The organism is Chitinophagaceae bacterium (assembly GCA_016717285.1).
Taxonomy (GTDB): Bacteria; Bacteroidota; Bacteroidia; order Chitinophagales; family UBA10324; genus JACCZZ01.
In genome coordinates this window covers 1,726,996-1,750,673 of sequence record JADKFU010000005.1, presented here as the reverse complement: position 1 = coordinate 1,750,673, position 23,678 = coordinate 1,726,996, and the positions used below count along the sequence as shown (strand labels likewise).

19 protein-coding genes and 1 tRNA gene are annotated in these 23,678 nt (G+C 40.8%); 15 read left to right on the top strand and 5 right to left on the bottom strand.

Annotated features, from left to right (window positions below):
* The first annotated feature begins 114 nt into the window (after positions 1–114).
* From prfB to IPO83_16875, 4 genes are all read left to right on the top strand, one after another.
* Positions 115–1,198, top strand: a protein-coding gene (gene prfB, locus IPO83_16890) for a peptide chain release factor 2 (GenBank protein ID MBK9732930.1) whose coding sequence is annotated in 2 segments (ribosomal slippage) — positions 115–174 and positions 176–1,198 — 1,083 coding nt in all. Because the reading frame shifts where the segments join, the coding sequence is not laid out codon by codon here.
* Positions 1,199–1,446: 248 nt separating this feature from the next.
* The gene (gene rpsP / locus IPO83_16885) at positions 1,447–1,875 is read left to right on the top strand and encodes a 30S ribosomal protein S16 (protein MBK9732929.1); all 429 of its coding nucleotides are present in this window, start codon (positions 1,447–1,449) and stop codon (positions 1,873–1,875) included.
* A 77-nt stretch (positions 1,876–1,952) separates the two neighbouring features.
* On the top strand, positions 1,953–2,483 hold the full coding sequence (locus IPO83_16880) for a hypothetical protein (protein MBK9732928.1): 531 nt from the start codon (positions 1,953–1,955) through the stop codon (positions 2,481–2,483).
* Between the two features lie 156 nt (positions 2,484–2,639).
* Complete coding sequence (locus IPO83_16875) at positions 2,640–3,368, top strand: LamG domain-containing protein (GenBank protein MBK9732927.1); 729 nt, start codon at positions 2,640–2,642, stop codon at positions 3,366–3,368.
* Positions 3,369–3,374: 6 nt separating this feature from the next.
* Here IPO83_16875 and IPO83_16870 read toward each other — a convergent pair whose 3' ends face one another.
* On the bottom strand, positions 3,375–5,861 hold the full coding sequence (locus IPO83_16870) for a glycoside hydrolase family 31 protein (protein MBK9732926.1): 2,487 nt from the start codon (positions 5,859–5,861) through the stop codon (positions 3,375–3,377).
* A 234-nt stretch (positions 5,862–6,095) separates the two neighbouring features.
* Here IPO83_16870 and IPO83_16865 point away from each other — a divergent pair, with 234 nt between their 5' ends.
* From IPO83_16865 to IPO83_16840, 6 genes are read left to right on the top strand one after another with little or no spacing between them, the layout of a single operon-like run.
* On the top strand, positions 6,096–6,716 hold the full coding sequence (locus IPO83_16865) for a hypothetical protein (protein ID MBK9732925.1): 621 nt from the start codon (positions 6,096–6,098) through the stop codon (positions 6,714–6,716).
* The gene (locus tag IPO83_16860) at positions 6,713–7,012 is read left to right on the top strand and encodes a transcriptional regulator (protein ID MBK9732924.1); all 300 of its coding nucleotides are present in this window, start codon (positions 6,713–6,715) and stop codon (positions 7,010–7,012) included. Before IPO83_16865 ends, IPO83_16860 begins: the two co-directional genes overlap by 4 nt.
* A gap of 44 nt (positions 7,013–7,056) precedes the next feature.
* Complete coding sequence (locus IPO83_16855) at positions 7,057–8,595, top strand: DUF4173 domain-containing protein (GenBank protein ID MBK9732923.1); 1,539 nt, start codon at positions 7,057–7,059, stop codon at positions 8,593–8,595.
* Positions 8,592–9,095, top strand: a complete 504-nt coding sequence (locus tag IPO83_16850; GenBank protein ID MBK9732922.1) for a hypothetical protein — start codon at positions 8,592–8,594, stop codon at positions 9,093–9,095. The genes IPO83_16855 and IPO83_16850 overlap by 4 nt, the downstream gene beginning before the upstream one ends.
* Positions 9,092–9,763, top strand: coding sequence for a DUF1361 domain-containing protein (locus IPO83_16845; GenBank protein MBK9732921.1), 672 nt, complete (start codon positions 9,092–9,094; stop codon positions 9,761–9,763). Before IPO83_16850 ends, IPO83_16845 begins: the two co-directional genes overlap by 4 nt.
* 6 nt (positions 9,764–9,769) lie before the next feature.
* The gene (locus tag IPO83_16840) at positions 9,770–10,123 is read left to right on the top strand and encodes a diacylglycerol kinase family protein (GenBank protein ID MBK9732920.1); all 354 of its coding nucleotides are present in this window, start codon (positions 9,770–9,772) and stop codon (positions 10,121–10,123) included.
* A gap of 44 nt (positions 10,124–10,167) precedes the next feature.
* Here IPO83_16840 and IPO83_16835 read toward each other — a convergent pair whose 3' ends face one another.
* A complete protein-coding gene (locus tag IPO83_16835) occupies positions 10,168–10,926 on the bottom strand; it encodes a T9SS type A sorting domain-containing protein (protein ID MBK9732919.1) in 759 nt (252 codons plus the stop codon).
* A gap of 470 nt (positions 10,927–11,396) precedes the next feature.
* Here IPO83_16835 and IPO83_16830 point away from each other — a divergent pair, with 470 nt between their 5' ends.
* Together IPO83_16830 and IPO83_16825 are read left to right on the top strand one after the other, a co-directional pair.
* Positions 11,397–11,768, top strand: coding sequence for a GIY-YIG nuclease family protein (locus IPO83_16830; GenBank protein MBK9732918.1), 372 nt, complete (start codon positions 11,397–11,399; stop codon positions 11,766–11,768).
* Positions 11,769–12,734: 966 nt separating this feature from the next.
* Complete coding sequence (locus IPO83_16825) at positions 12,735–16,004, top strand: T9SS type A sorting domain-containing protein (GenBank protein MBK9732917.1); 3,270 nt, start codon at positions 12,735–12,737, stop codon at positions 16,002–16,004.
* Positions 16,005–16,222: 218 nt separating this feature from the next.
* Here IPO83_16825 and IPO83_16820 read toward each other — a convergent pair whose 3' ends face one another.
* Positions 16,223–18,502 carry a DUF748 domain-containing protein gene (locus IPO83_16820; GenBank protein ID MBK9732916.1) on the bottom strand — a complete coding sequence of 760 codons (2,280 nt, stop codon included), beginning with the start codon at positions 18,500–18,502 and terminating at the stop codon, positions 16,223–16,225.
* A gap of 522 nt (positions 18,503–19,024) precedes the next feature.
* Positions 19,025–19,098 (bottom strand) — tRNA-Asp (locus tag IPO83_16815).
* A 159-nt stretch (positions 19,099–19,257) separates the two neighbouring features.
* Here IPO83_16815 and IPO83_16810 point away from each other — a divergent pair.
* The 3 genes from IPO83_16810 (at position 19,258) to IPO83_16800 (ending at position 21,760) form a co-directional block, all read left to right on the top strand.
* Positions 19,258–20,208 (top strand): acetyl-CoA carboxylase carboxyltransferase subunit alpha, encoded by a 951-nt coding sequence (locus IPO83_16810; GenBank protein MBK9732915.1) that lies wholly within the window; start codon positions 19,258–19,260, stop codon positions 20,206–20,208.
* 61 nt (positions 20,209–20,269) lie between these two features.
* Entirely contained in the window at positions 20,270–20,740 is a 471-nt protein-coding gene (locus IPO83_16805) for a hypothetical protein (GenBank protein MBK9732914.1), read from the top strand.
* A 138-nt stretch (positions 20,741–20,878) separates the two neighbouring features.
* Positions 20,879–21,760, top strand: a complete 882-nt coding sequence (locus IPO83_16800; GenBank protein ID MBK9732913.1) for a 4-hydroxy-tetrahydrodipicolinate synthase — start codon at positions 20,879–20,881, stop codon at positions 21,758–21,760.
* A gap of 270 nt (positions 21,761–22,030) precedes the next feature.
* Here IPO83_16800 and IPO83_16795 read toward each other — a convergent pair whose 3' ends face one another.
* Positions 22,031–23,275, bottom strand: a complete 1,245-nt coding sequence (locus IPO83_16795) for an aminotransferase class I/II-fold pyridoxal phosphate-dependent enzyme (protein MBK9732912.1) — start codon at positions 23,273–23,275, stop codon at positions 22,031–22,033.
* Positions 23,276–23,678 lie beyond the last annotated feature (403 nt).

Genomic DNA, 23,678 nt, shown 5'->3' with positions numbered 1-23,678 from the left:
TAATTAACTTGACTTTATGTCAATTAAATTTTTAAGATGAAGAATTATGTGGAGGAAGGCTGTAAAACAGAGACGTTACCATTTCTTACCAAATAATTTACCTTTGCCCGCATTATGACCATAGATCAACTTAAAGATATAAAGAGCCGCACTGAGGCCCTGAGGAGGTTTCTTTGACTACGAAAACAGAGTAGAAAAAATCAAAGAAGACGAACAACTATCCACCGCTGCTGAATTCTGGAACGATCCGAAAAAAGCAGAAGGTGTGATGAAACAGATTCAATCCAACAAAAAATGGGTGCAGCAATTCAATGATGCCCAATCCAAAGTGGATGAGTCGGAAGTGTTGTTTGAGTTTTACCAGCAAGGAGAAGGCAATATTGATGATATTGAAAAACAATATCAGCAGGCACTGATTGCTGTAGATGAACTTGAATTCAAATCTACCTTCACTTCCCAGGAAGATCAATTGGGTGCCATTCTCGAAATAAATGCGGGAGCAGGAGGAACAGAAAGTTGCGACTGGGCAGCAATGCTTATGCGCATGTATGTTATGTGGGGAGAAAAAAACGGATATAAGATTCATGAAATGGATGTGCAATACGGCGATGTAGCCGGAATCAAATCCTGTTCGCTGGAATTTGAAGGTGATTTTGCCTATGGTTATCTGAAGTCGGAATCAGGCGTACATCGATTGGTCCGCATCTCTCCTTTTGATTCCAATGCACGAAGACATACTTCTTTTGCTTCTGTGTTTGTTTATCCGTTGGTGGACGACAGCATCAACATCGAAATCAACCTCAATGATATAACCTGGGAAACTTTTCGTTCCGGTGGTGCAGGCGGACAAAACGTAAACAAGGTGGAAACTGCAGTCCGGCTGCGTCATAAACCTTCCGGAATTGTGATTGCTTGTCAGGAAGACCGCACGCAAATGGGCAACAAAGACAAAGCGCTAAAAATGCTGAAGTCTAAATTATATGAAGAGGAAATCCGCAAGCGCAATGAAGAACGGGACAAGATAGAAGCCGGTAAAAAGAAGATTGAATGGGGTTCACAAATCCGTAATTATGTGCTGCATCCATATAAACTTGTGAAAGATGCGCGCACAGGCTACGAAACAAGCAATCCACAAGCCGTGCTGGATGGTGGTTTGGATGAATTTATCAAGGCATTCCTCATGGCTGATAAGAACTAAGATTCAGGATGTGCTCTTTCAAGAATATGTTACACGCTTTATAAATGGTTCCATTGCTAAACCCCTTTGCGAACTTAGCGCCTTTGCGCGAAAATGCTTTCGCTAAGGCTCTAAGTTCGCAAGGACCGTTTAAGAATCTAATTCCAATCTTCGCGAGGAATTTTCAGAAATTCCGATTACCTTTGCCGCCCTTCCGGGAAATGACTTCGGAAGTTTTCCCTAACCCATAAAACTTTTTCTAAAGTACAATGGCTGTAAAAATCAGATTACAAAGAATGGGCAGAAAGCAAAAGCCTTTCTACCACATCATCATCGCTGACTCCCGTTCACCAAGAGACGGCAAATTTATTGAGCAAATCGGTACCTATGATCCAACTACCATTCCTGCTTCTGTTGACATTAACAAAGACAAGGCGTTAGACTGGCTTCAAAAGGGTGCTCAACCAACTGACACTGTTCACAAAATCTTATCCTTCAAAGGCATTCTTTACCACAAGCATTTGCTTCGTGGCGTAAAGAAAGGCGTTGTTCCACAGGATGTGGCTGATCAGAAATGGCTGCAATGGGAAGATACCCACCGCACTGCCATCCTTGATGCAAAAGAGAAAGGCCGCAAAGGCCTGAAAAAGAAAAAAGGAAAAGGCGGACCTGCTGTTGCTGCCACACCTGCTTCTTAATTCGAATTGACTTTATTTGGAAAGCTACTTCAACTGAGGTAGCTTTCTTTTTTTAGTGCAACCGATCAAAACCATTCATGGAAAATCCAACCTACATCAAAGCAGGCAGGCTGAATAAAACATTTGGATTAAAAGGACATTTGCGCGCTTATCTTGATCCTGCCGTTATTACCCGATTGAAAAAATTACCGGTGATTTACTTGTATTCAAAAAACAGTTATCTCCCCTACTTTCCAGACGAAACAGACCTTAATGAATCAGGACATTGCATGTTTCATTTTGAAGAAGTAAAAGACAAAACCGCTGCAGATCAATTAGTCGGTAAAGAAATTTATGTGGATGAAAGCACCCTGAAAAAAACAAAGCCTTATTCTTCGCTGGCAGATTTTATCGGATTCAACCTTATTGATGAAACGGCCGGATTGCTTGCACCTTTAGATAACATCATTGAATTACCGAATCATGATGTTGGACAGTTTATTTATTTGGGAAATGAAGTATTGTTTCCGTGGAATGAACAGGTTATCTTGAAAATTGACAAGCGAAAAAAGGAAATTCGTATTCGATTGCCGGAAGGTCTCATGGATATTTATATGACGAAGCCATAAGGTTATTTGCTATATTTTTTAATGAAGTTGAATTTTTAAATGACTAAAAGGTTGCATTTTAAAATTGTCTGATTGTTGCTTGACGCCATTCCACTTCGAGCCGTCTGAATAACAGAGTTGATCTGAATGTAACACCTTGACTACACCCAATTATCAATGAAATATCTTCCTGCATTCATTTTTTTACTTACGCTCTTATCCTGTAAGAAGACAGAAATCATTACGCCTGATATTACGACCGGTCTGGTGGCAAGTTTCTCATTGGATGGAAATGGCTATGAAGAAGTAAGCGGAATAAACGGAGTCATGCATAACGTAAACCCAGCTATCAGCCGGCACGGTGAAGCCAATAAATCAATGTTGTTTAACCGCAACGATTCGTCTTTTATTGACTTTGGTGATTTGGAAGCACTCTCTTTTCCAAACAATCAATTCACCATTAGTTGCTGGATCAATGTGTCTGACAGTGTTGCACCCATCTGTATGCTGAGCAAACGCAGTGTATATGGTCCATGGGAATACAGTCTCGATAATCATTTTAATCATGCTGTATTCAATCTTGATAATTGGATACCGGATGGCAGCACGACTGTGTATGGAACTGATCCATTGAAAGCTTCCGCAATTTTGAAATTGAATCTATGGTCGCACGTCGCTTATGTTGCTGACGGTATTACATTGAAAGTTTATCTGAATGGTATTTTACAGTCAGGAGAAGATGCTCTCCATGCAGGCTTATTCTTACAGGATACAAATGCACATTTCGTAATTGGAAATGGCGGTGGCTATGGAAAGAACTATTACTTCAACGGTTCTATAGATGATGTCAGCATTTACAACAGACCGTTGGATGCAGCAACTATTCAATATCTCGCTTTACAATGAACTTGTTTACGATCTGGTATCAGCACTCTTAATTTCAATCCGTTTGAAATTCTTCGCAGCGCGTAAAACAAGAATCTTATTTTTTTTCACCTGCTTCACTCCTTTCACCTCTTTTTCATCAATAAAAACTTTTCCTACCGTGAAAGGAATGCCATATACCTTAATCCTGTAATGTTCGTACCTCGGTGAATACATGCCTTCTGCCTCCTGTTCAATCACCAGCACATGCTGATTGCCGTGTGTGCTGAATTCTTTCTCTACATAAATATCCTGCTCATAACCAAATGTGTCGCCGTTGTCTTCAAACATAAATGACTTTACGTGATAAGGAGCATAGTAGACATTGAGCAGCATTTCATCAATCTGCTGTTCCCCTACATATTGCATCACAGGATATTCGGGAATTACGGATCCTGCTTTTACAAAAACAGGAAGTTCATCCAGCGCTGCCGCTATTTCATAAGTTTTACCGCCGGTCAACACGGAGAAATCCCAGAAGTTATACCAAATGCCTTTTGGAAGATACACTTGTCGCGAAAGCGCACCCTTCTCAATCACCGGCGCAACTAACAATTTATCACCATAGATAAATTCATCATCACGTGCGAAATTTTCCTTTACCTCCTGCTCCGACATAGCGAGCGGACGCAACATCGGGAACTGATACTTGTGATTTTCCCAGAAAACAGAGTAGATATAAGGCAATAACTTATAACGCAGCTCGATGAATTTTTTCGCTATTTTTTCTACTGCCACTCCGAATGTCCAAGGTTCTCTATCGCGTGTATCACCGGAAGAATGCACACGCATCAGCGGTGAAAAAACACCGAGTTGGATCCAGCGAGCATACAATTCACCTTCCGGTTCGCCGGTAAATCCTCCAATGTCCGATCCACTGAAAGAAATGCCTGACATGCTCAATCGCTGCAACATCTGGATGGCAAGTTTTAAATGATCCCAGGTGGCACTATTATCTCCTGTCCAGGTAGAAGTAAATCTTTGAACACCGGAATAACCTGATCTGGTAATGGTAAACGGACGTTTATTTTTCTGCAATTTTTTAAGTCCTTCATAAGTTGCACGTACCATCTGCATTCCGTAAATGTTATGTGCTTTTCTGTGAGAACCACGATAGCCATCATAATTATGACGTACATCCAGTGGGAAAGTACCATTACCAAAAACTGCCGGTTCATTCATGTCATTCCACACTCCTGCCACACCTTGTTCAACAAGTTCTTTAAATAATCCGCCCCACCAGTCCCGCACTTTCGGGTTGGTGAAATCCGGAAACTGGCAACGGCCCGGCCATACTGATCCTTCCATAAAATAATCATCACCTCTGCGACAGAAATATTTGTTGTCTCGGCCTTCATTAAAAACCCAATACTGTTCATCCACTTTTATTCCCGGATCAATGATGACGATCGTCTTGAATCCATCATCCGACAATTCAGTAATCATCTTTTTCGGGTTGGGAAAATATTTTTTGTTCCAGGTAAAGCAACGGTATCCATCCATGTAATCAATATCAAGATGAATGGCATCGCAGGGGATTTTCTTATCACGAAAAGTCTTTGCGAGTTCCTTCACATTTTCTTCAGGATAATAGCTCCAGCGGCTTTGATGAAAACCCAATGCCCATAATGGAGGCATCGGATGAGATCCGGTAAGCATTGAGTAACGCTTCACAACATCCATCATATGCGGACCATGGATGTAATAGTATTGCATTTCACCTCCATCAGACCAGAAGCTCACCGTATCTTTTACTTCACCGGCAAAATCAAAAAAACTGCGGAAAGTATTGTCGAAAAACAAACCATAACTCACGTTGTTATGAATGCCAATATAAAACGGAATGTTCTTGTACAATGGATCACGTTCGCGATCGTATGCATAAGCATCTGTGCCCCACATGGTATAGCGCTTACCGAGCATGTCGAGATCCGCTGCTTTATCGCCAAGACCGAAAAAATGCTCGTCCTCCTGGCATTTCTTGGAGCAATAAACATAGTAACCACCGTATTCAGCATTTTCCTCCCAATGCATAGGAATGGAATCTTCATTGATCACCAAATCATTAACATCAGTAAATGAAATCAGAAAATCAGTTTTTCTGACGCGACAGGAAACGGAATTGGTGGCAATGATGTAGTGATCGGCGGTCTCCCTTTTTTCAACGCGTGAAAGGTGGAATTTATGGTCGTCTATTGCATAAGAAAACTCTTCGAGAAAATCTCCCATCGGCGCAACACGCACACGAATGATTTCATCACTAACCACCTTCACTTCCACTTCTGAAATGCCATCAGAAAAATAAAAACGATTGCCGTTCGGAATTAAGGTCTTAACTTCTTTGAGGTATTGCTTGGCAATCGGTTGAACGGTAATGTCCGGAATATCGCTGTGCTGTACGACTTCCGGAGCAATCAAAGACTCTTGCTCCATTTGTTTGTGCTCTTTTTTATCAGTTGGATTCTTGTGTTTCATAAAACGGCGCAAGTATAGCGGATTTTAACAGAAATCAGGGGAAATAGGACGAGATTTTATCCTCACTTCTTACTGTAATTATGTTTAAACTTTAAGAGGACAACATGGGCCATTCTAACCTCAGCACTGGTTTGAGTCAGCACTCATCAAACCACTTCTTCTATCCATTTTTCAATTCCCACAATAAAAATCCGGATTATTTGTTTTTACTTTGCACTACAAAGTACTTTTAATATGGCGAACTCATCCACCGAACAACACCTTGAGGACCTTCATGAGATCCGTTCCCTCATGGAACGTTCTTCCCGTTTTATTTCCCTCAGTGGCCTTTCCGGAATCTGTGCCGGCACCTTTGCATTGATCGGCGCTTATGTAACCTGGCAGTATGTAAACCGTGATTATTCAGGATTCATACAACATGTGCTTGATAAAGTACCTGCACTCTGGTTTCTTGCGGCTGTTGCATCGGGAGTTTTATTCATGTCGTTGATAACCGGTGTTTTTTTTACTACCAGAAATGCAAAACGAAAAGGTCAGAAAATCTGGGATGCTACCAGTCGCAACCTGCTGATCAATCTTATGATTCCGCTTTTTGTGGGTGGATTGTTTTGTTTCGTACTGCTTTATCATGCTCCGGAATTAATTGCGCCTTCTACTTTAATCTTTTACGGACTTGCATTGATCAACGCCAGCAAATACACACTTTCTGACGTACGCTATCTTGGCTTTTGTGAAATAATTGCAGGATTACTGGCAGCCGTTACGCCGGGAAACGGACTTCTTTTCTGGGCACTCGGTTTTGGTTTGCTGCACATTGTTTATGGAATTATTATGTATTTCAAATATGAACGATGAAAGAGATCATCACACTCATTAATAAATCTTTTGAAAGCAGGCAGCGGCTGGGCATCATGTCGTTGCTGATGGTGCATGACAAGATTGATTTTATTACCATGAAGGAACTGTTGCAACTAACAGATGGCAATTTAGCCACGCATATTGCAGCACTTGAAAAAAGCAATTACCTGGTTGTTAAAAAAAGTTTTCTCGGAAAAAAAACAAATACCTCTTACAGCGCCACTGCTGCCGGAAAGAAAGCATTTAAAGATCACCTCGCTGCATTGGAAAAGCTGATCAAAAACAATAAATAATTTTTTTGTCTTTTCACTTTGTAATAAAAAGCACTTTTAATTTCATGAAACAAAATGCAACTGTTTACCTGCCTGCTTTGCTGATGGCAACTATCTTTTATTTTCTTTTCAGGAATGAAACGCCTGGAATCAATGTGCTGATTTTTTTCCTTTTATCATCATCAGCACTTGCCATCATTACTCCTGGAATGCTCAGGCTTACCTCAGTCAAAGTAACATTTGCCGCTGCATTGCTGGCAGCATTTTTCATTATTGCCTTTAATACAGATATCAGTATCATTTCTTTCTGGATTCTGTTTGGGGTGATGATTGGATTCGCTCACCAGTCCCGGTTGCGATCTGCCGGAAGTGCTTTATTGACAACATTATTTGGATTAATAACTTCACCATTGTCGTGGTGGAACGGATTGGAATTTATAGGAAAATCAAGTTCACGAGCTTCATTGCTGTTGAAATATCTCCGGCTGAGCATTGTTCCCTTGCTCGTAGTTTTTTTCTTTTTCATTCTGTATTCAATTGCTGATCAACAATTCGACCAGGTATCAAATCAACTGTTCACTTATTTGTTTGATAAATTGGATTTGTTCTTTAGCTATATTTCTCCTGATACTATTATCTTCTTTATTTTCTCTTTGCTGATCTCAGCCGCCATTCTAATCAACCGCGATAATCAGCTCGTTGTAAGGCAGGAATTACTCCAAAGTAATATGCTGTGGCGGAAGAAATCAAAACCCACAGGCAAGTCAGATGAGATAGAATGGTGGCAGCTCTTTTTCAGAAAGTCAATGCGCAGTTTGAAAAATGAATATAACCGTGCCATTATGCTTTTGATTATGGTGAATGTGCTGCTATTGTTTGTGAATGTGGTGGATATCAAAATGGTTTGGTTTGAAAATGTAATTGCTGCTTCTCCTTATTCCAGGTCGCAGTCATTGCATGAAAGCACTTATCTCCTGCTCTTCAGCATTGCCATTGCAATGTGTATCCTCCTTTTCTTTTTCAGGGGCAATATTAATTTTTTGAGAGACAATAAGCGATTGCAGCAATTGTCATACTTGTGGATTGCTCAAAATACTTTCCTGGCTTTCACGGTGGCAATCAGAAATTATTACTACATCCGCGACTATGGATTGGCCTATAAAAGAATCGGCGTCATCTTTTTTCTGTTATTGATTCTTTTCTCACTCATCATGCTCTTTATCAAGATCAGAGACAAACGATCATTTTTTTACATCTATAAAATGGAAAGCTGGGCTATTTGTGCTTTGCTGGTGTTGATGAGTTGTTTTAATTGGGATCCGTTGATTGCCACTTACAACCTCACCCATTTCGATAGTGAACATGTTGACCGGGATTTCCTGATGACCTTGTCACACCGCGCACTGCCAGTCATTATTGAGTATGATCATCGGTTTGAACCTGATCCCGCATTACCTGCGGGTGAACTCACACCGCTTGAGCATTGGATAAAAATGAAAAGCCAGTCATTCATGCAATTTTATGAAAGCTCCTCATGGCCTTCCTGGAATTATGCAGATGACCGTATTTACAGGTACCTGAAAACACAACCTCAATTGCAATGAGCCATCAAAAAATAAAAAGACGCCTCCACCTGCTCATTCTACTTGTCATCATCGGATTGGTATTAAGTGGTGTTACTGCTTTTCCGCTCAATACTGAATTGCAGTTTTTTGATCAATGGTTGCTTAACAATAATATTCACAACCCATTTGCTTCCTGGATTCATCGTGTTTCAACCGGTTTGATGCTCACGGCTGAAAGATATCCTTTCATTGCCTATGGAACTGATTGGCTGGCATTCGCTCATCTTGTTATTGCCACTGCATTTCTAGGGCCATTGAAAGATCCGGTTAAAAACAGTTGGGTCATCGATTGGGGACTTATTGCCTGCATCATGGTAATTCCACTGGCCTTCATTGCCGGACCCATTCGTGAAATACCTTTATTTCACCGGCTAATTGATTGCTCATTCGGCGTTATTGGGTTTATTCTCCTTTTCATTTGCCGCAACCTGGTGCTGCAACTTTCTTTCACCACTTCTTCAACAAACTATAACTCATGAAAAACATCCTGCAATTGTTTACTTCTGAATCCCGTAAAACAAATGTTACGGTTATGTCTGTGCTGCTTACTTTATTTATGATTGTGTTGTATAGCGTCCGGACACTTTATACCAATGATACTTACTATGGGTTTTTGCTTTGGAATTTATTTCTCGCATGGCTTCCTTTTATTTTCGCTTATTGGGCCTACCGGAATTATTTCCTCGGTGGTCATATGATAAGTATTCTGTTGCCGGCATTATTCTGGTTGCTCTTTTTTCCAAATGCTCCTTACATTATTACCGACATTGTTCACATGCGGACACGTTCCGGTATTCCCATTTGGTTTGATGCGACGATGGTTTTTTGCTTTGCTTTCACAGGATTCATTCTCGGACTTTCTTCTTTATACATGATACACCGGATGTTGCACCACGCTTTTGCATCGTGGAAATCATGGCTGATGATTATGCTGCTGATTGCCATGAGCGGATACGGAATTTATATCGGTAGAATTTTAAGATGGAACAGTTGGGATATTTTTACCAGCCCGATTCCATTGTTGCATGATGTGCATGACACCATTTTAACGCCTTCTTCCCTGGCTATGATTGCGATGTTTTCTATATTAATGGGCATCACCTATCCTTTTCTTTTTTACTTTGTAAAATCTACTCACAAGAAATAATGCGCTATGAATCTGATTAAAATGATAAAGAGTTTTGTACCCGCTCTCACAGGTATTAAGTCGGCTTTCCTCTCAGAAAATAATTTGCGGATTCACCTCCTCGCTGCAATGCTAGTATCAGCACTTGGATTTTATTTTCACCTGATGCGAATGGAATGGCTGTTGTTAATCTTCGCGATAGGTTTAGTTTTCATAACAGAATATCTGAATACTGCAGTTGAGAAACTTACCGATATGGTAGCGCCGGAATTTGATGAAAGGGCAGGTATTGTAAAAGACATTTCGGCAGGTGCCGTTTTAATTGCAGCGTTAACCGCAGTAGCAATCGGAGTGATTGTGTTTTTTCCTTACATCATGTGACGTGAAAAAACAATCTCACATTCCTTAATAAAAAAACAACTTTATTAATGCATCACCTGGAATTTTGCATTTGCATGATATCCCTTTGCATTCAACTGAATAAAATAGCAACCATCCGGCAGTGAAGAAATATCAATCCAATTCGCGTGGCTCCCTTTTTTCAATTCCACTTGTTCCCGTTTTATTTCCCTACCTGAAATATCTTTCACTGATAATTCTGCAATTGTATTGATGGGAGCCGTAACCGAAATCAAAATTTTTTGGTTGGACGGATTGGGATACAGATATCCCATCTCCCAATTTCCTGATGACGTATTAGCAATTCCTGCAGGCAGTTGAATATCCAAAAAATAAAAGTCGATGGAGTCCGGAAATCCACCTATAGTTGTACCCAAAGTATCAGATACGTAGGTTGTTACATACACCTTCAAAGGATGATATCCCAGTTCTGATTCTGTAGCTGTTCCGCTGATGGAAGCACATCCGTTTTGTCCGCCAAGCAAGGTGCATGATGCCGTATTACAAGACAATGAAAACGATGGTGGCAATCCTGAATAACTTGTTATCACTAAGGAGTCAACCACTATTGGCACCGTATATGGGCCAAATTGAATACTGGTATCGAGTGGTATTTTGAAATAAATAATTTGTTCATATGGAACTCCCACGTAAGCCACCGATAAAGTATCCGGTTCTATTCCTACCACTGTATCATTGTTGGGAATGCATTGAGCGGCAAGATGATGGGTGAAGAATGCGAGCGCTCCCATAAGCATCATGAAGGATAAAAGTTTTTGTTTCATAAGTGTTCTTTTCAACTGCTAACATACTGCTTCTTGTGAAAAGGATTTCAATACCGAAGAATGCATTGTGAATTTCTACTGATATTACGCGGGTAGAATTTTCCAATCGTCATACCGTACCCAAAACCGTCATGCCGAATTTATTTCGGCATCTGCTCGAATTGGGAGATCACTAAACAAGTTCGGGATCAATCAATCGATGATGAGATCCTGAAACTAGTTCGGGATGACCGTAATTTGGGACAGAGTTAAACTACCGTCATGCCGAATTTATTTCGGCATCCGTTCGAATATGGAGATCCTGAACTTGTTTCGGGATCAGTCAATCGATGATGAGATCCTGAAACAAGTTCAGGATGACGGTAATTTGAGACAGAGTTAAACTACCGTCATGCCGAATTTATTTCAGCATCCCTCAATCAATAGAAAAGTCCAGAAACATGTTCGGGATGACGTGTATATTAGTATTCATGAAACATCCCGCAGTTTATTTTATTTCCAATAAAAACCGAACAACCATTTACATCGGCGTTACAAGTGATCTTGAAAAAAGGATGCTTGAGCACAAAGCAGGAATCGGGTCATCATTCGCAGCAAAATATAATCTTGTTGATCTTATCTATTATGAAAAACATCCTTCCATGATCGCTGCGATTGAAAGAGAAAAACAATTAAAGAACTGGCACAGCAAGTGGAAATGGAATCAGGCAAAATCCTTTAACAAATCTTTATTGGACCTGGCTCATGATTGGTTTACTCCTGATGAAATAAAAACCTTTAGGGAGGATATGCGAAAAGAGTATGAACTCCGCCGGAGAGATCCCGAAACTAGTTCGGGATGACGGTAATTTGGGACTGCGTTTGTTTGGGAGACGGTGAACCGATCGTCATATAGTACCCAAAACCGTCATGCCGAATTTATTTCGGCATCCGTTCGAATGTGGAGATCCTGCCCGCAGGATCCTTCGGAAAACAAGTTCGGGATGACGGTAATTTGTGACGACGTGTGTATGGAAGACGCGGAACCGATCGTCATACCGTAGCCAAAACCGTCATGCCGAATTTATTTCGGCATCCGTTCGAATATGGAGATCCTGAACTTGTTTCGGGATCAGTCAATCGATGATGAGATCCTGAAACAAGTTCAGGATGACGGTAATTTGAGACAGAGTTAAACTACCGTCATGCCGAATTTATTTCGGCATCTGCTCGAATATGGACATCCTGCCCCCAGGATCCTTCGGAAAACTAGTTCGGGATGACCGTAATTTGGGACAGAGTTAAACTACCGTCATGCCGAATTTATTTCGGCATCCGTTCGAATATGGGACCGAAACGCGGGAAGCGGCCCCCCTTTGGCATCTGCTCAATTGGACATTGCCCCGGACCACCTAATTGGGACAGAGTTCGAGATCCTGAAACAAGTTCAGGATGACGGTAATTTGGGACGACGTGTGTATGGTAGACGCTGAACCGATCGTCAAACCGTAGCCAAAACCGTCATGCCGAATTTATTTCGGCATCCGTTCGAATATGGAGATCCTGAACTTGTTTCGGGATCAGTCAATCGATGATGAGATCCTGAAACAAGTTCGGGATGACGGTAATTTGGGACACAGTTAAACTACCGTCATGCCGAATTTATTTCGGCATCCCTCAATCGATGATGATATCCTGAAACAAGTTTGGGATGACGATAATGTCCCAAAATTTAGTCAGACGGCAACGATTAAAATAAACAACTCCCCATTTTCATCCTAAAAATAAAAATATACATTTACTCATTCAATCCCAAAAATCCATCCCGCATGAAAAAAATTACCCTTCTGCTTCTGGCAAGCATTCTTCTTTCTGTTACTTCATTTGCAACAGTGCGCACTACTACTACTTCAGGTGACTGGAATAATCCCAGCATATGGGGTGGTACAGTGCCTGTTGCCAACGACGATGTGGTGATCAGCACCGGCCATATTGTTACCATTAATATCAATCCAAATAATATTATCAATGTAACTGTAAATGGAACATTGCAATGGGATGCGACCGGAGCAGCGCGCACCTGGACCGTATCCGGAAACTTTGTAATCAATGGAACAGGTTCTTTTATTTGTGCATCGCCTGGAACAGCGACTGTTCATACTTTTAATTACAATGGTATTGCTTTCACCAACAACGGCATTATGAATCTTGTGAACAGTTCCAACAAATGCAACATGGTGATTGGAAACTCGGTTACTCAAACCATTGGCGGTAGTCATACACTCAACCTGAATAAACTTACACTCAATAATACAGGAGGAAAATTTGTGATTGATTATGGCGCGGGTTCATTTACACCTTCTGAAACTGCTCCCACCAAACTGAATGTAAGTGTTACTACTGCAGACACTATGGTAATCAAGCAAGGTTTACTGATTGGTTGTGCTACCAACAATGCAACCATCACGCACAGCTTTGCCAATTTCAAATTAGGAAGTGGCACCGCCAAAATTACTTCGAGTGTCAATGTTTTTACTTCCGTTACAACACTTACTGTAAACGCTGCGATGATTTTGAATGATGCCTCCAACTCCAATGTAACCATGTCGGTGAATGGCTCCTTCATTTCTCCTTCTATGACGCAAGCTAATGCTGCTACTGCATTTGGTGTATTAGGGCCGAATTGTTTTGGCGGAGCAGGCAACGCAACAGATTTGACCATCAGCGGTGATTGGAATATGACAGATATTTTTGTTTTCGTAGGAAATACAAAAGTCTTCGGTGGCACAGAACCTAACAATCCTGTGATAAATGTTTCAGGTAATATGACCTGGGCCAGCAGCGAAACACACACGATTGATATTCCTTTTACTTCTGAAGATTTCCTGGTAAGGACTTGTTTTTTTGGCTTATTTGATTCACAGGGAGCTTTTCCACAAATGAATCTGAACGGAGGATCTGTTGGCACACCTAATACTTTGAGTGTTGCATTCAAAGTATTTGATGCTGATGTGCAATCTTCCAGTCCGCTTGGTTCGCTTACACTTGCGCAGATCTCTGAATCAATGGCCAACTGGACGGTGAACGGCAACTGGAAAATTACCAACGGATCAAGTCTTGCAATGCATTCCGATAACACACTTACTGTTAATGGAACACTTCGGATTGAAAACGGTGGCGAAGTTGCAGGATCAGAAACGGAAACAGAAGACATCGGTTATGTGCCAACCAATGGTCCGACAATTTCTATGGGTGGAAATGGTGTTTTGTATGTTGAAAATTCGGGTGGGCTTGGAAAAGGATTGTTGTCCGAAGCTGCCGCCGCCGTTGCTTTCAAAAACAGAACCGCTGACATCGATTGGAATCTGAATGGAATCAGTAGCGCAGGAACAGTTGACTATTCAGCCGCTGGTGTACAGTCTATAACGGACAGGACATACAATCAGTTAAGTACGAGCAATAGCGGAGTTAAAACAATGAACAATGCAATCACTTCAAACAGCACTTTAAAAATTGGCGCAGGCACAACATTGGCCGATGGCGGATTTGATGCAACAACAAAAGGGACTGTGATAAACGATGGAATGCATTCAGGAAACGGAAAAATTATTTTGGGTGGAACTACCAATCAATCGTTAAGCGGAACCGGCAGTGAATGGGGAAATCTTCAATTGAACAATGCTGCCGGAGCAACCTGTAATTCACCCGTAAATACAACCGGCATCTTCACATTGATGAGCGGGATTCTCACCACGTCCTCCGGCGCAAAACTGATATTTGGTGCAACCGGTGGCTTCCTTGGTGGAAATGCTTTCAGTTGTGTTTATGGACCCGTTTCAAAAACCACAACATCAACTGCAGAATTTTTATTTCAACTCGGCAAAGGATTAAACTACAGACCGTTGAGCGTGACGCCTGGATCAACTTCTTCTACAACATGGACCGCTGAATATTTTTCTTCTTCCTACAGCAATACCACAAGCGTACTTGCACCCATTACTTCCGTAAATACTTTCTCCTACTGGACACTTGACCGGAATGGCAGTGCCAATGCAAATGTGAAACTGCAATGGAATACGACAGAAGCACTTGCAGATTTGAATGGATTAACCGTTGCACGTTGGGATGGAGCACAATGGACAGATGCAGGTGTTACAGCTACAACAGGAACAAATACTTCCGGCACTATCACATCAGCAACCGTCAGTTCCTTCTCTCCTTTTACACTCGGAGAAGCAAATACTATAATTACAAATCCAATAAGCGGTTCACCTTTCTGTCCGGGAACAGCAGTGAATGTTTCATTTTCTTCCACCGGCACTTTTAGCGGCGCAAATATTTATACCGCACAGCTTTCAGATAAAACAGGTTCTTTCGACGCACCGGTAAATATTGGTTCGCTCAGCAGCAATGCCAATTCAGGAACAGTAAGCGCAGTCATTCCAACCAATACCAAGTCCGGCACAAAATTCAGAATCAGGGTGAACAGTAATAACCCTGCAGTAACCGGAAGTATTAACACTGGAAATTTAAAAGTTACGGCATGTGACGTGCCCACAGCAATCAACGTAAGTCCGATCAATCAAACGAATGCAACTATTAACTGGGGTGCTGTTCCATGCGCCTATACTTATACTATTAAATACCGTGTGCAGGGTACTTCAAAATGGACAACCAAGAAAGACCTCACCGGAATTTCGAAAAAGATCACAAGTCTTTTACCAAATACAGTTTACGAATACCAGATGCAAACGATTTGTACATCGGACAATAAATCAAAATCAAGTCTCACGCCTATTCAGACTTTCATGACGCAATTAAAATTGGAATCTCCTGTTGCCGAAGATCTCATTGGCGTCCAGCTTTATCCAAATCCTGCAACAATCAATACAGTGCTTTCTTTTGAAGCAGGAGAAAAGGGTGAAGCAACGATTGCAATTTTCAATACAGTCGGACAACAATTATTTTCATTGAATACATTTTGTGTGGAAGGCATAAATGAAGTGACTTTAGATATCAGTTCACTTCCTTCAGGTATTTACTTTGTGAAGTTGATGCATGGAAATGAAACTGCATTGCGGAAATTAGTGAAGGAGTAATATTTTTTAACGGATTTCTTTTCAAGAAAATTGTTGATATAACCCTGGTAGGTTTTTGAATCTACCAGGGTTTATTATCAGGAATGCTGAGTGTCTGTTCTGCTATACTCAGATTCCTCCTTCGAAATAGTTCCAACTTTAGCAGGGTTTGAAACAGGTAATAAAAAACATGCATTCCTGATGAACCTTGCCAATATTTTGTTGCCGGAATATCGGCATCATTCCTCCACCAGATAATTAACTAAATATACCGGCTGACTGATGCCATTGCTCATTACATAATCGTGATTGTTCAGCACTTTTATCCGTTCTGGTGCAATGGATTTTGTTGTAGTGAGATAGCTGATCACCTGGTCGTTTCTGTGTTTCATCAATGCGTTCAATTGCTGATCAATACTTGCCGCTCCAATCAGCCTGATGCATTTTTCCTGTGTTGACATCAGGTCAGTTGCTGAAAGTTGCAATTGCTGATTGAGGTATAAATTAAACAGGGAATCTTTGTTCGTTATACTATTGATTTGCGCGACATCTTCCGTGAAAAGACTGTCTCTGGCAGTTTTCAGAATTTTTGATTCGTAGTATTTCTGCTTTGCTTCAAACAAGCTCAACAGCTCGCGCTCCGCAAAAGTATCCGTCACCTGTTTTAGCTCCACATTCATTTCCGTTTTCGCAATCAGTACTTCTGTAACCTGGTCCAGCTTCTTATATTGATCATTTCCTAAGTCATTTTGCAGATAGTTGAAAGGAATCTGTTTCATATCTTCTTCACTGCCGCCGAACATGTTTGAAAGCAAACGGAAAGGCGCAGTGGCAGCTTTCACAAGTATGTTTTCTATAATTTGCCAGATCACTTTTCCAATTTTATATTCAGGATCATTCAAATTCCCTTCTACCGGAATATCAAGATTGATGTTTCCATGTACATCCTTCAGCAATGAAACAGCCAGGCGGATGGGAACATTGTACAATGGCTTATCGCTTACTTTCTTGCCTGCTGTAAGTTGCAACACAGAAATTTTATTGCTGCTGTTCAGCATACCGTCAGTGATAGTGGTTTGACTGGAATAGTCAAGCTTTCCATCGAGAAAAGGAGTTGCCACATAAAAACGCGAATACGGATTCATATCAGACACCTTCATATTTTTGATATCAAAGTTCATCCTGAAGTTTTTAAAATCAGGCGTAGCCGCCATGTAAGCCGTCAACTTTCCGCTTTGATTAAAGGTGGCATCTGACCTGATGATGATGCTGTCATTCTGTGAATTAATTTTTCCGGATACGAAATTGGCATTTTCTATATTGTAGCTGAACCGGTCTTCCAATGTATAATCATTGTAAAGAAAATGTCCTTCACGCAGAATAATACTGTCAGCGCTGTAATTACTAACCAGGTAATCTTTGGAAATCAATTTTATATAAGAGCCCATTAATGTAAAGATGTTGGAGTAATCCAACTCATCCGGTGCGGCGGCCATTGAATCAGGAACATCTGCAGTTTCGGAACCGGAAGTCACCAGCATCTTCGACAGATTGTTTCCATTGTCGTACAAATCAAATTTAAAGTACGGTTGGTCGAGCAGGATCTTGTGAAAATCGTAACGGTTTTCCTTCACATTCAGACTATCAATCTGTATCTTAAATTGTTTGAAAGAAGTAAAGTCTGTATCAGTAGTATCTCTAATCGCTACATCATCCATTGAAAGAAATCCTGACGTAGCGAGATTTTCCAATTCATTGAAATTGCCCCTGAACTTCAGCGCTGCATTTACAAATCCATTGAGTGAACCGATGTGCAATATCGCATTCAATGACTTGTAATATTTTTTCACATTCACCTTTTTAAGCCCGAGATCAATAATGTAATCAAGCGCATCAATATTCAGCTTCATGGTAGTGCTTACATCGCCGCCACTTCCAAAAGAAAAGCTCGCTGCCAGATCCAGTTTAGGATCGTCCCATGCATATTGCGCACAAATAAACTGAAGGCGCTTTAATTCCGTGGTGTCTTTATAGGGAACGTTAATGTGTTTTACATATCCGCTGTCAATCTGAATATTCCTCAACCAGAATTTAACCGGTGGAGCATCTGTGGTTGTTTTTTGCACTGTGTCTGATGATAATAAGTGTGCTGTGATATCATCATAGCTGAAATGATTGCCATCCTGATAAACGGTTACTTTCGGATTTACAAATTTCATTTCGTTGACTTGAAATTCACCCTGCAGCATTTTCTTTACGGTGATATTCGATGAAATTTTATGGCAATAAAAAAACACATCCTTGTCGTTGGGTTCAAACACTTTAAGATCCGTGATGCTCATAGAGCCTGTAAAGAAATTCAGGAATAAACCATCCAGGGAAACCTGCCGGCCGATCACCTGTTTGCTGTATTTCTGAATGAAGTATTTGGTGAGGGGTGAAATAAATACAGCCATAAGAACAATAGCTGTAACAAATAATATCAGGAATGAGATTCCTGTTCTCTTTAGCCATTTCATGATTCAAATATTAAATACAATGGTAACTTTTTATTTCCATTGTGTGCAAGACATTTGAAACAACATGAGGATCAAAAAAAATATTTTTGAACAGCCACTATTTTAATGGTTTATTTCCTACCTGATCTATCTCTATCCAATACATGCTGATGCGCCTGGATAAGGATCTGATAACTCACTTACGGACTTTAAAAATGAAGGCGAAGTATTGACGATGGACTTATACCAGAAAGAAAAAAAGATCTGTACCGTACAGTACTTGGAAAGTGAAGGTATTTCCTGAAGGAAATACCAATTTATAACTCAATATCCGCAACAGTAGTAGCGAGTGGAGATTTCGGAGTTCTTGACCACCGTTTTTCGGTTTGGTTTGACCATGTGATATCAGTTGGGTTTGACCATCCAGTTTTTCCCCCGTGTCCTGCTAGCTCACAGCACAAGGCTTTCAGCAGAGACACGGGGGCGGTGTAAAAAACAAAACCCCTACAATCATTATTGCAGGGGCTTACAGAGTATTAATTGCGGTCCGGATGGGACTCGAACCCACGACCTCTGCCGTGACAGGGCAGCATTCTAACCAACTAAACTACCGGACCTTATAATTTTATCGCCAGCATTAAAGAATCTAAAAATCCACTTCAATCTTATGATTCTTAATTTCCGGCTCGCAAAAGTAAACTTTTCTTCTTTTCAAAAAAACTATTCACTTCATTTCCTTCATATTTTGATAATTTTGTTTCCCACAAAAAAAATGCATGACGTATCTCGATTTTGAAAAGCCAATCGAAGAGCTACAGGAACAGTTGGATAAACTGAAAAAGATTGGTGAAAACGGCAAGGTAGATATGGCTTCGGCCATTAAGGAGTTGGATGATAAAATGCTGGAAACCAGGAAGAATATTTATGGTAACCTTAACGGTTGGCAACGCGTCCAGCTCTCCCGGCATCCTGAACGGCCTTATACGCTCTATTACATCTCTCAAATGTGCAGCAAGTTTATTGAATTGCATGGCGACCGCACAATGGGCGATGATAAAGCCATGGTAGGTTGCATTGGAAAACTGGATGGTGATTCCATTCTCTTCATTGGTCAGCAAAAAGGAGTGAATACCAAGCAACGTCAGTACAGAAACTTTGGAATGGCCAATCCTGAAGGTTACCGTAAAGCATTGCGCCTGATGAAGATGGCCGAGAAATTTAATATCCCGATTGTTACATTGATTGATACTCCGGGTGCATATCCGGGCCTGGAGGCGGAAGAGCGCGGACAGGCTGAAGCTATCGCAAGAAACTTGTATGAAATGACATTGTTAAAAGTGCCTGTCATTTGCATTATCATTGGCGAAGGTGCTTCAGGTGGTGCGTTAGGAATTGGTATCGGAGACCGTGTGCTGATGATGGAAAACACCTGGTATTCAGTAATATCTCCTGAATCATGCTCTTCTATTCTTTGGCATAGCTGGAATTACAAGGAACAAGCCGCTGAAGAGCTGAAGCTGGATGCAAAAAATATGTTTGATTTCAAATTGGTCGATGGTGTAATCAAAGAACCATTGGGAGGAGCTCATAATAACCCGGAAGAGATGGCAAAGATTCTGAAGCGGGAAATAAAAAAACACCTGATTGATCTCAAAGACCTCACTCCAAAGGAACGTATTGATCAGCGGATACAAAAGTTTTCTTCCATGGGATTTTTCGAAGAATGAGCAGATGCAACTATTAACATACATAAGAAGACTATTCCATTTCTATTTTCTAAATAAGGAATTGAAGTTTCACCAGGTTTCCAGAAAAGTGGTGAATCTCAACGATTCCCGTGAAATCGGGATTCTTTTCGATGCCTCCGATACAGACAGAACAGCTATCGTGAATATCTTTGCCGATGCACTTCGCAAAGAGCGGAAAAAAGTTGTTTTACTCGGCTTCTATAATTTCCCGAAGCCCGCTATCAATTTTAATTTTCCGTATTTCAACCGTAAAAACATCAACTGGCATTTTGAACCCAATGGCGGGTTGGTGGAAGAATTCATTGCGCGTAAGTTCGACATTCTCATCAACGCTTACATTGATGAAAACCTTCCACTGGAATACGTGTCAACCATGTCGCAATCCTCTTTTAGAATCGGGCACTACGATAAACAAAAAACGTATGCTTATGATTTTATGATTGACATGAAGGGAGAAAGAGATTTACGAAAATTGATGGAGCAGGTGAAATATTATATGGAGATGGTGTAAAGGAAAATTAGGAATTAGGAATTAGGATATAAATTGGGGAATCAATATAAGCATTCTGCACATAGGACGAAGGTGCTAAACATGCTAAACTAAACATTTCAAACTCTCAAACAACCTAAACATTTCAAACCCTCAAACATGATTCACCAGAAATTCCGCGGAACAGGTGTCGCACTGATTACTCCTTTCAAAAAGGATGGCAGCATAGATTTTACAGCGCTTGATAAACTTATTCATTTCAATATTGACAATGGTGTAAATTATTTTGTTTCACTCGGTACAACAGGTGAAACAGCCACATTGACAAAAGAAGAAAGAAAAGAGGTATGGCAATTCTCTTCGAAATCTGTAAATGGAAAAGTCCCACTGGTTGCAGGCATTGGCGGAAATAATACAGCAGAAGTAGTTGAAACCGTAAAACAGTTTGACATCCCGGGATTTGATGCGATTCTTTCAGTGAGTCCTTATTACAATAAGCCATCACAGGAAGGTATTTATCAGCATTTCATGAAAATTGCGGAAGTATCCAACCTTCCTTTACTATTATATAACGTACCCGGAAGAACAAGTTCTAATATTTCCGCAGAAACGACGATAAGGCTTGCTAAGTCTCATGAGCGTTTTATTGGAATGAAAGAAGCCTCCGGAAATTTTGCGCAATGTATGCGAATTGTTAAAGAGAAACCGAAAGACTTTCTGGTGATTTCGGGCGATGACATTATAACGTTGCCCATGATTGGTTTTGGAATGGATGGTGTGATATCAGTTGTTGGACAGGCTTTCCCTACAGATTTTTCAGAGATGGTAACCGAAGCGCTCAATGGAAATTTCGCGGCCGCTCAACAATCGCATTATAAGCTCCTCGATTTTATGGAATGGTTCTTCGCAGAAGGAAGTCCGGGTGGTGTGAAAGCTGCTTTAAACATATTGGGGATTTGCGAAAATATAGTTCGCTTGCCATTGGTTCCTGTGAGCAACACGCTTTATCAACGAATCGGGGCAGCGATGGCGATCGTTTGAAATATTGAAGAGCTTAGATGTTTAGGAGTTTGAAATGTTTGATCGTTATCGCACCATGAATGGAAAATGCATCCTCCTAAAATAGACAGGAACAGATGGTTAAATTCATGGGTAAATGGCAATTTAATAATTCAACAATTTAACCACCATATAACCATCTGATCATTTAGCCATTTTTACAAAGAGAATTGGTATGAAAAAAAACTGGCCACGAACTAAGTCCGCAGCCAATCAACAATTAAACAATTTTACAATTAAGCAATGCAATAACTATACGACTCCCACTAACTTCTGTGTCAGATAAGTTCCTGCCTTTAATTTTTCGCCCACTTCCGTGAAACAGTTCAATGTTTCATCTATGTCTTGCATGGTATGAACGGCAGTAGGTGTAAGACGTAACAGCATCACTCCTTTAGGTACTACCGGATACACCACTATCGATAAGAAAATGTTGTAATTCTCACGTATATCCATAATCATATTGGCTGCTTCAGAAGGAGATCCTTTGAAATAAACCGGAGTTACGGGTGTGTTGGATTGTCCGATATCAAAACCGCGTTCTTTTAACCCTTTCTGAAGTGCATTTACATTCTCCCACAATTTTGCTTTCAGTTCAGGTTGTGTTTGCAACAATTCAAGCCGCTTAAGATTTCCAACTACAAAAGGCATAGGTAAAGCTTTGGCGAAAATTTGCGAACGGGAATTATACCGGAGGTATTCAATTACCTGTTCATCACCGGCCATAAAAGCGCCGATGCTTGCCATTGATTTTGCGAATGTGGAAAAGTACAGGTCAATGTCATCCTGAACGCCTTGCTCCTCTCCTGTTCCGGCACCTGTTTTTCCCATGGTTCCAAATCCGTGTGCGTCATCCACCATCAGCCGGAAACTGTATTTTTTCTTCAGCGCTACGATCTCTTTCAGTTTTCCCTGGTCACCACCCATTCCAAAAACGCCTTCAGTAATTACCAGTATGGCGCCTCCGGATTCATTAGCGAGTTCTGTTGCACGTTGTAACTGTTTTTCGCAACTTTCGATATCGTTATGAGCGTAAACGAAACGTTTCCCCAGGTGCATCCTTAAACCATCAATGATACATGCATGAGATTCTGCATCGTACACAATTATATCCCGGCGATCCACCAGGCAATCAATTGCTGACATAATTCCCTGGTAACCGTAATTGAAAAGTATCGCGTCCTTTTTTCCTTCAAACTTCGCCAGTTCTTTCTCTAACTGCTCATGCAGGTCAGAATTGCCTGACATCATACGTGCACCCATTGGATAAGCCAATCCCCAGCGTGCAGTGGCATCAGCATCTGCTTTACGGATTTCTGGATGATTGGCGAGGCCCAGATAATTATTTAAACTCCAGATGATCCGCTCTTTACCTCGGAAGATCATACGGTTTCCAATCTCGCCTTCGAGCTTTGGAAAAGAAAAATAACCGTGCGCAATTTTTGAGTACTGCCCTATCGGACCTCTGTTCTGAAGAAGTTTTTCAAATAAATCCATGTAGTTGGATGGGGTTGTTGATGAATGAATTTAAAGCGAAGGTAAATGAATGAGTCTTGAAAAAAATAATCGGGTAAAAATAGTTATTCACCTGAAAAAACCACTCCCCCAACCGTCAGAAACGATTTAGAAAAGGAAGATTTACCGTATTGAATAACCGACAGGCTATGGTTACGGTAGGAAATTCTGGGTGGATCGACCAGCGGAATCGTTGCCGTTGCAGTTTTTGTAACCTACTATTGTTAACCCATTTCAGGTGAAAATATCTTAATCCGTCTCGCTGCTGGTTGTTAATGTTGACCTGAAAAGCCTATCCATATTTATGGTTAACTCATAAATACAAGCAATTCTTACCAATATGTAACATTAATTACTAACCTGTCGTAGTGAAATACATCTATAA

What these genes read in the sequence shown, in the direction of transcription:
- IPO83_16880 (MBK9732928.1), top strand. Translation starts at nt 1,953, where the DNA reads ATGGAAAATCCAACCTACATCAAAGCAGGCAGGCTGAATAAAACATTT.
- IPO83_16840 (MBK9732920.1), top strand. Translation starts at nt 9,770, where the DNA reads ATGAATCTGATTAAAATGATAAAGAGTTTTGTACCCGCTCTCACAGGT.
- IPO83_16860 (MBK9732924.1), top strand. Translation starts at nt 6,713, where the DNA reads ATGAAAGAGATCATCACACTCATTAATAAATCTTTTGAAAGCAGGCAG.
- IPO83_16875 (MBK9732927.1), top strand. Translation starts at nt 2,640, where the DNA reads ATGAAATATCTTCCTGCATTCATTTTTTTACTTACGCTCTTATCCTGT.
- IPO83_16870 (MBK9732926.1), bottom strand. Translation starts at nt 5,861, where the DNA reads ATGAAACACAAGAATCCAACTGATAAAAAAGAGCACAAACAAATGGAG.
- IPO83_16795 (MBK9732912.1), bottom strand. Translation starts at nt 23,275, where the DNA reads ATGGATTTATTTGAAAAACTTCTTCAGAACAGAGGTCCGATAGGGCAG.
- rpsP (MBK9732929.1), top strand. Translation starts at nt 1,447, where the DNA reads ATGGCTGTAAAAATCAGATTACAAAGAATGGGCAGAAAGCAAAAGCCT.
- IPO83_16855 (MBK9732923.1), top strand. Translation starts at nt 7,057, where the DNA reads ATGAAACAAAATGCAACTGTTTACCTGCCTGCTTTGCTGATGGCAACT.
- IPO83_16810 (MBK9732915.1), top strand. Translation starts at nt 19,258, where the DNA reads ATGACGTATCTCGATTTTGAAAAGCCAATCGAAGAGCTACAGGAACAG.
- IPO83_16865 (MBK9732925.1), top strand. Translation starts at nt 6,096, where the DNA reads ATGGCGAACTCATCCACCGAACAACACCTTGAGGACCTTCATGAGATC.
- IPO83_16820 (MBK9732916.1), bottom strand. Translation starts at nt 18,502, where the DNA reads ATGAAATGGCTAAAGAGAACAGGAATCTCATTCCTGATATTATTTGTT.
- IPO83_16835 (MBK9732919.1), bottom strand. Translation starts at nt 10,926, where the DNA reads ATGAAACAAAAACTTTTATCCTTCATGATGCTTATGGGAGCGCTCGCA.
- IPO83_16845 (MBK9732921.1), top strand. Translation starts at nt 9,092, where the DNA reads ATGAAAAACATCCTGCAATTGTTTACTTCTGAATCCCGTAAAACAAAT.
- IPO83_16830 (MBK9732918.1), top strand. Translation starts at nt 11,397, where the DNA reads ATGAAACATCCCGCAGTTTATTTTATTTCCAATAAAAACCGAACAACC.
- IPO83_16825 (MBK9732917.1), top strand. Translation starts at nt 12,735, where the DNA reads ATGAAAAAAATTACCCTTCTGCTTCTGGCAAGCATTCTTCTTTCTGTT.
- IPO83_16850 (MBK9732922.1), top strand. Translation starts at nt 8,592, where the DNA reads ATGAGCCATCAAAAAATAAAAAGACGCCTCCACCTGCTCATTCTACTT.
- IPO83_16800 (MBK9732913.1), top strand. Translation starts at nt 20,879, where the DNA reads ATGATTCACCAGAAATTCCGCGGAACAGGTGTCGCACTGATTACTCCT.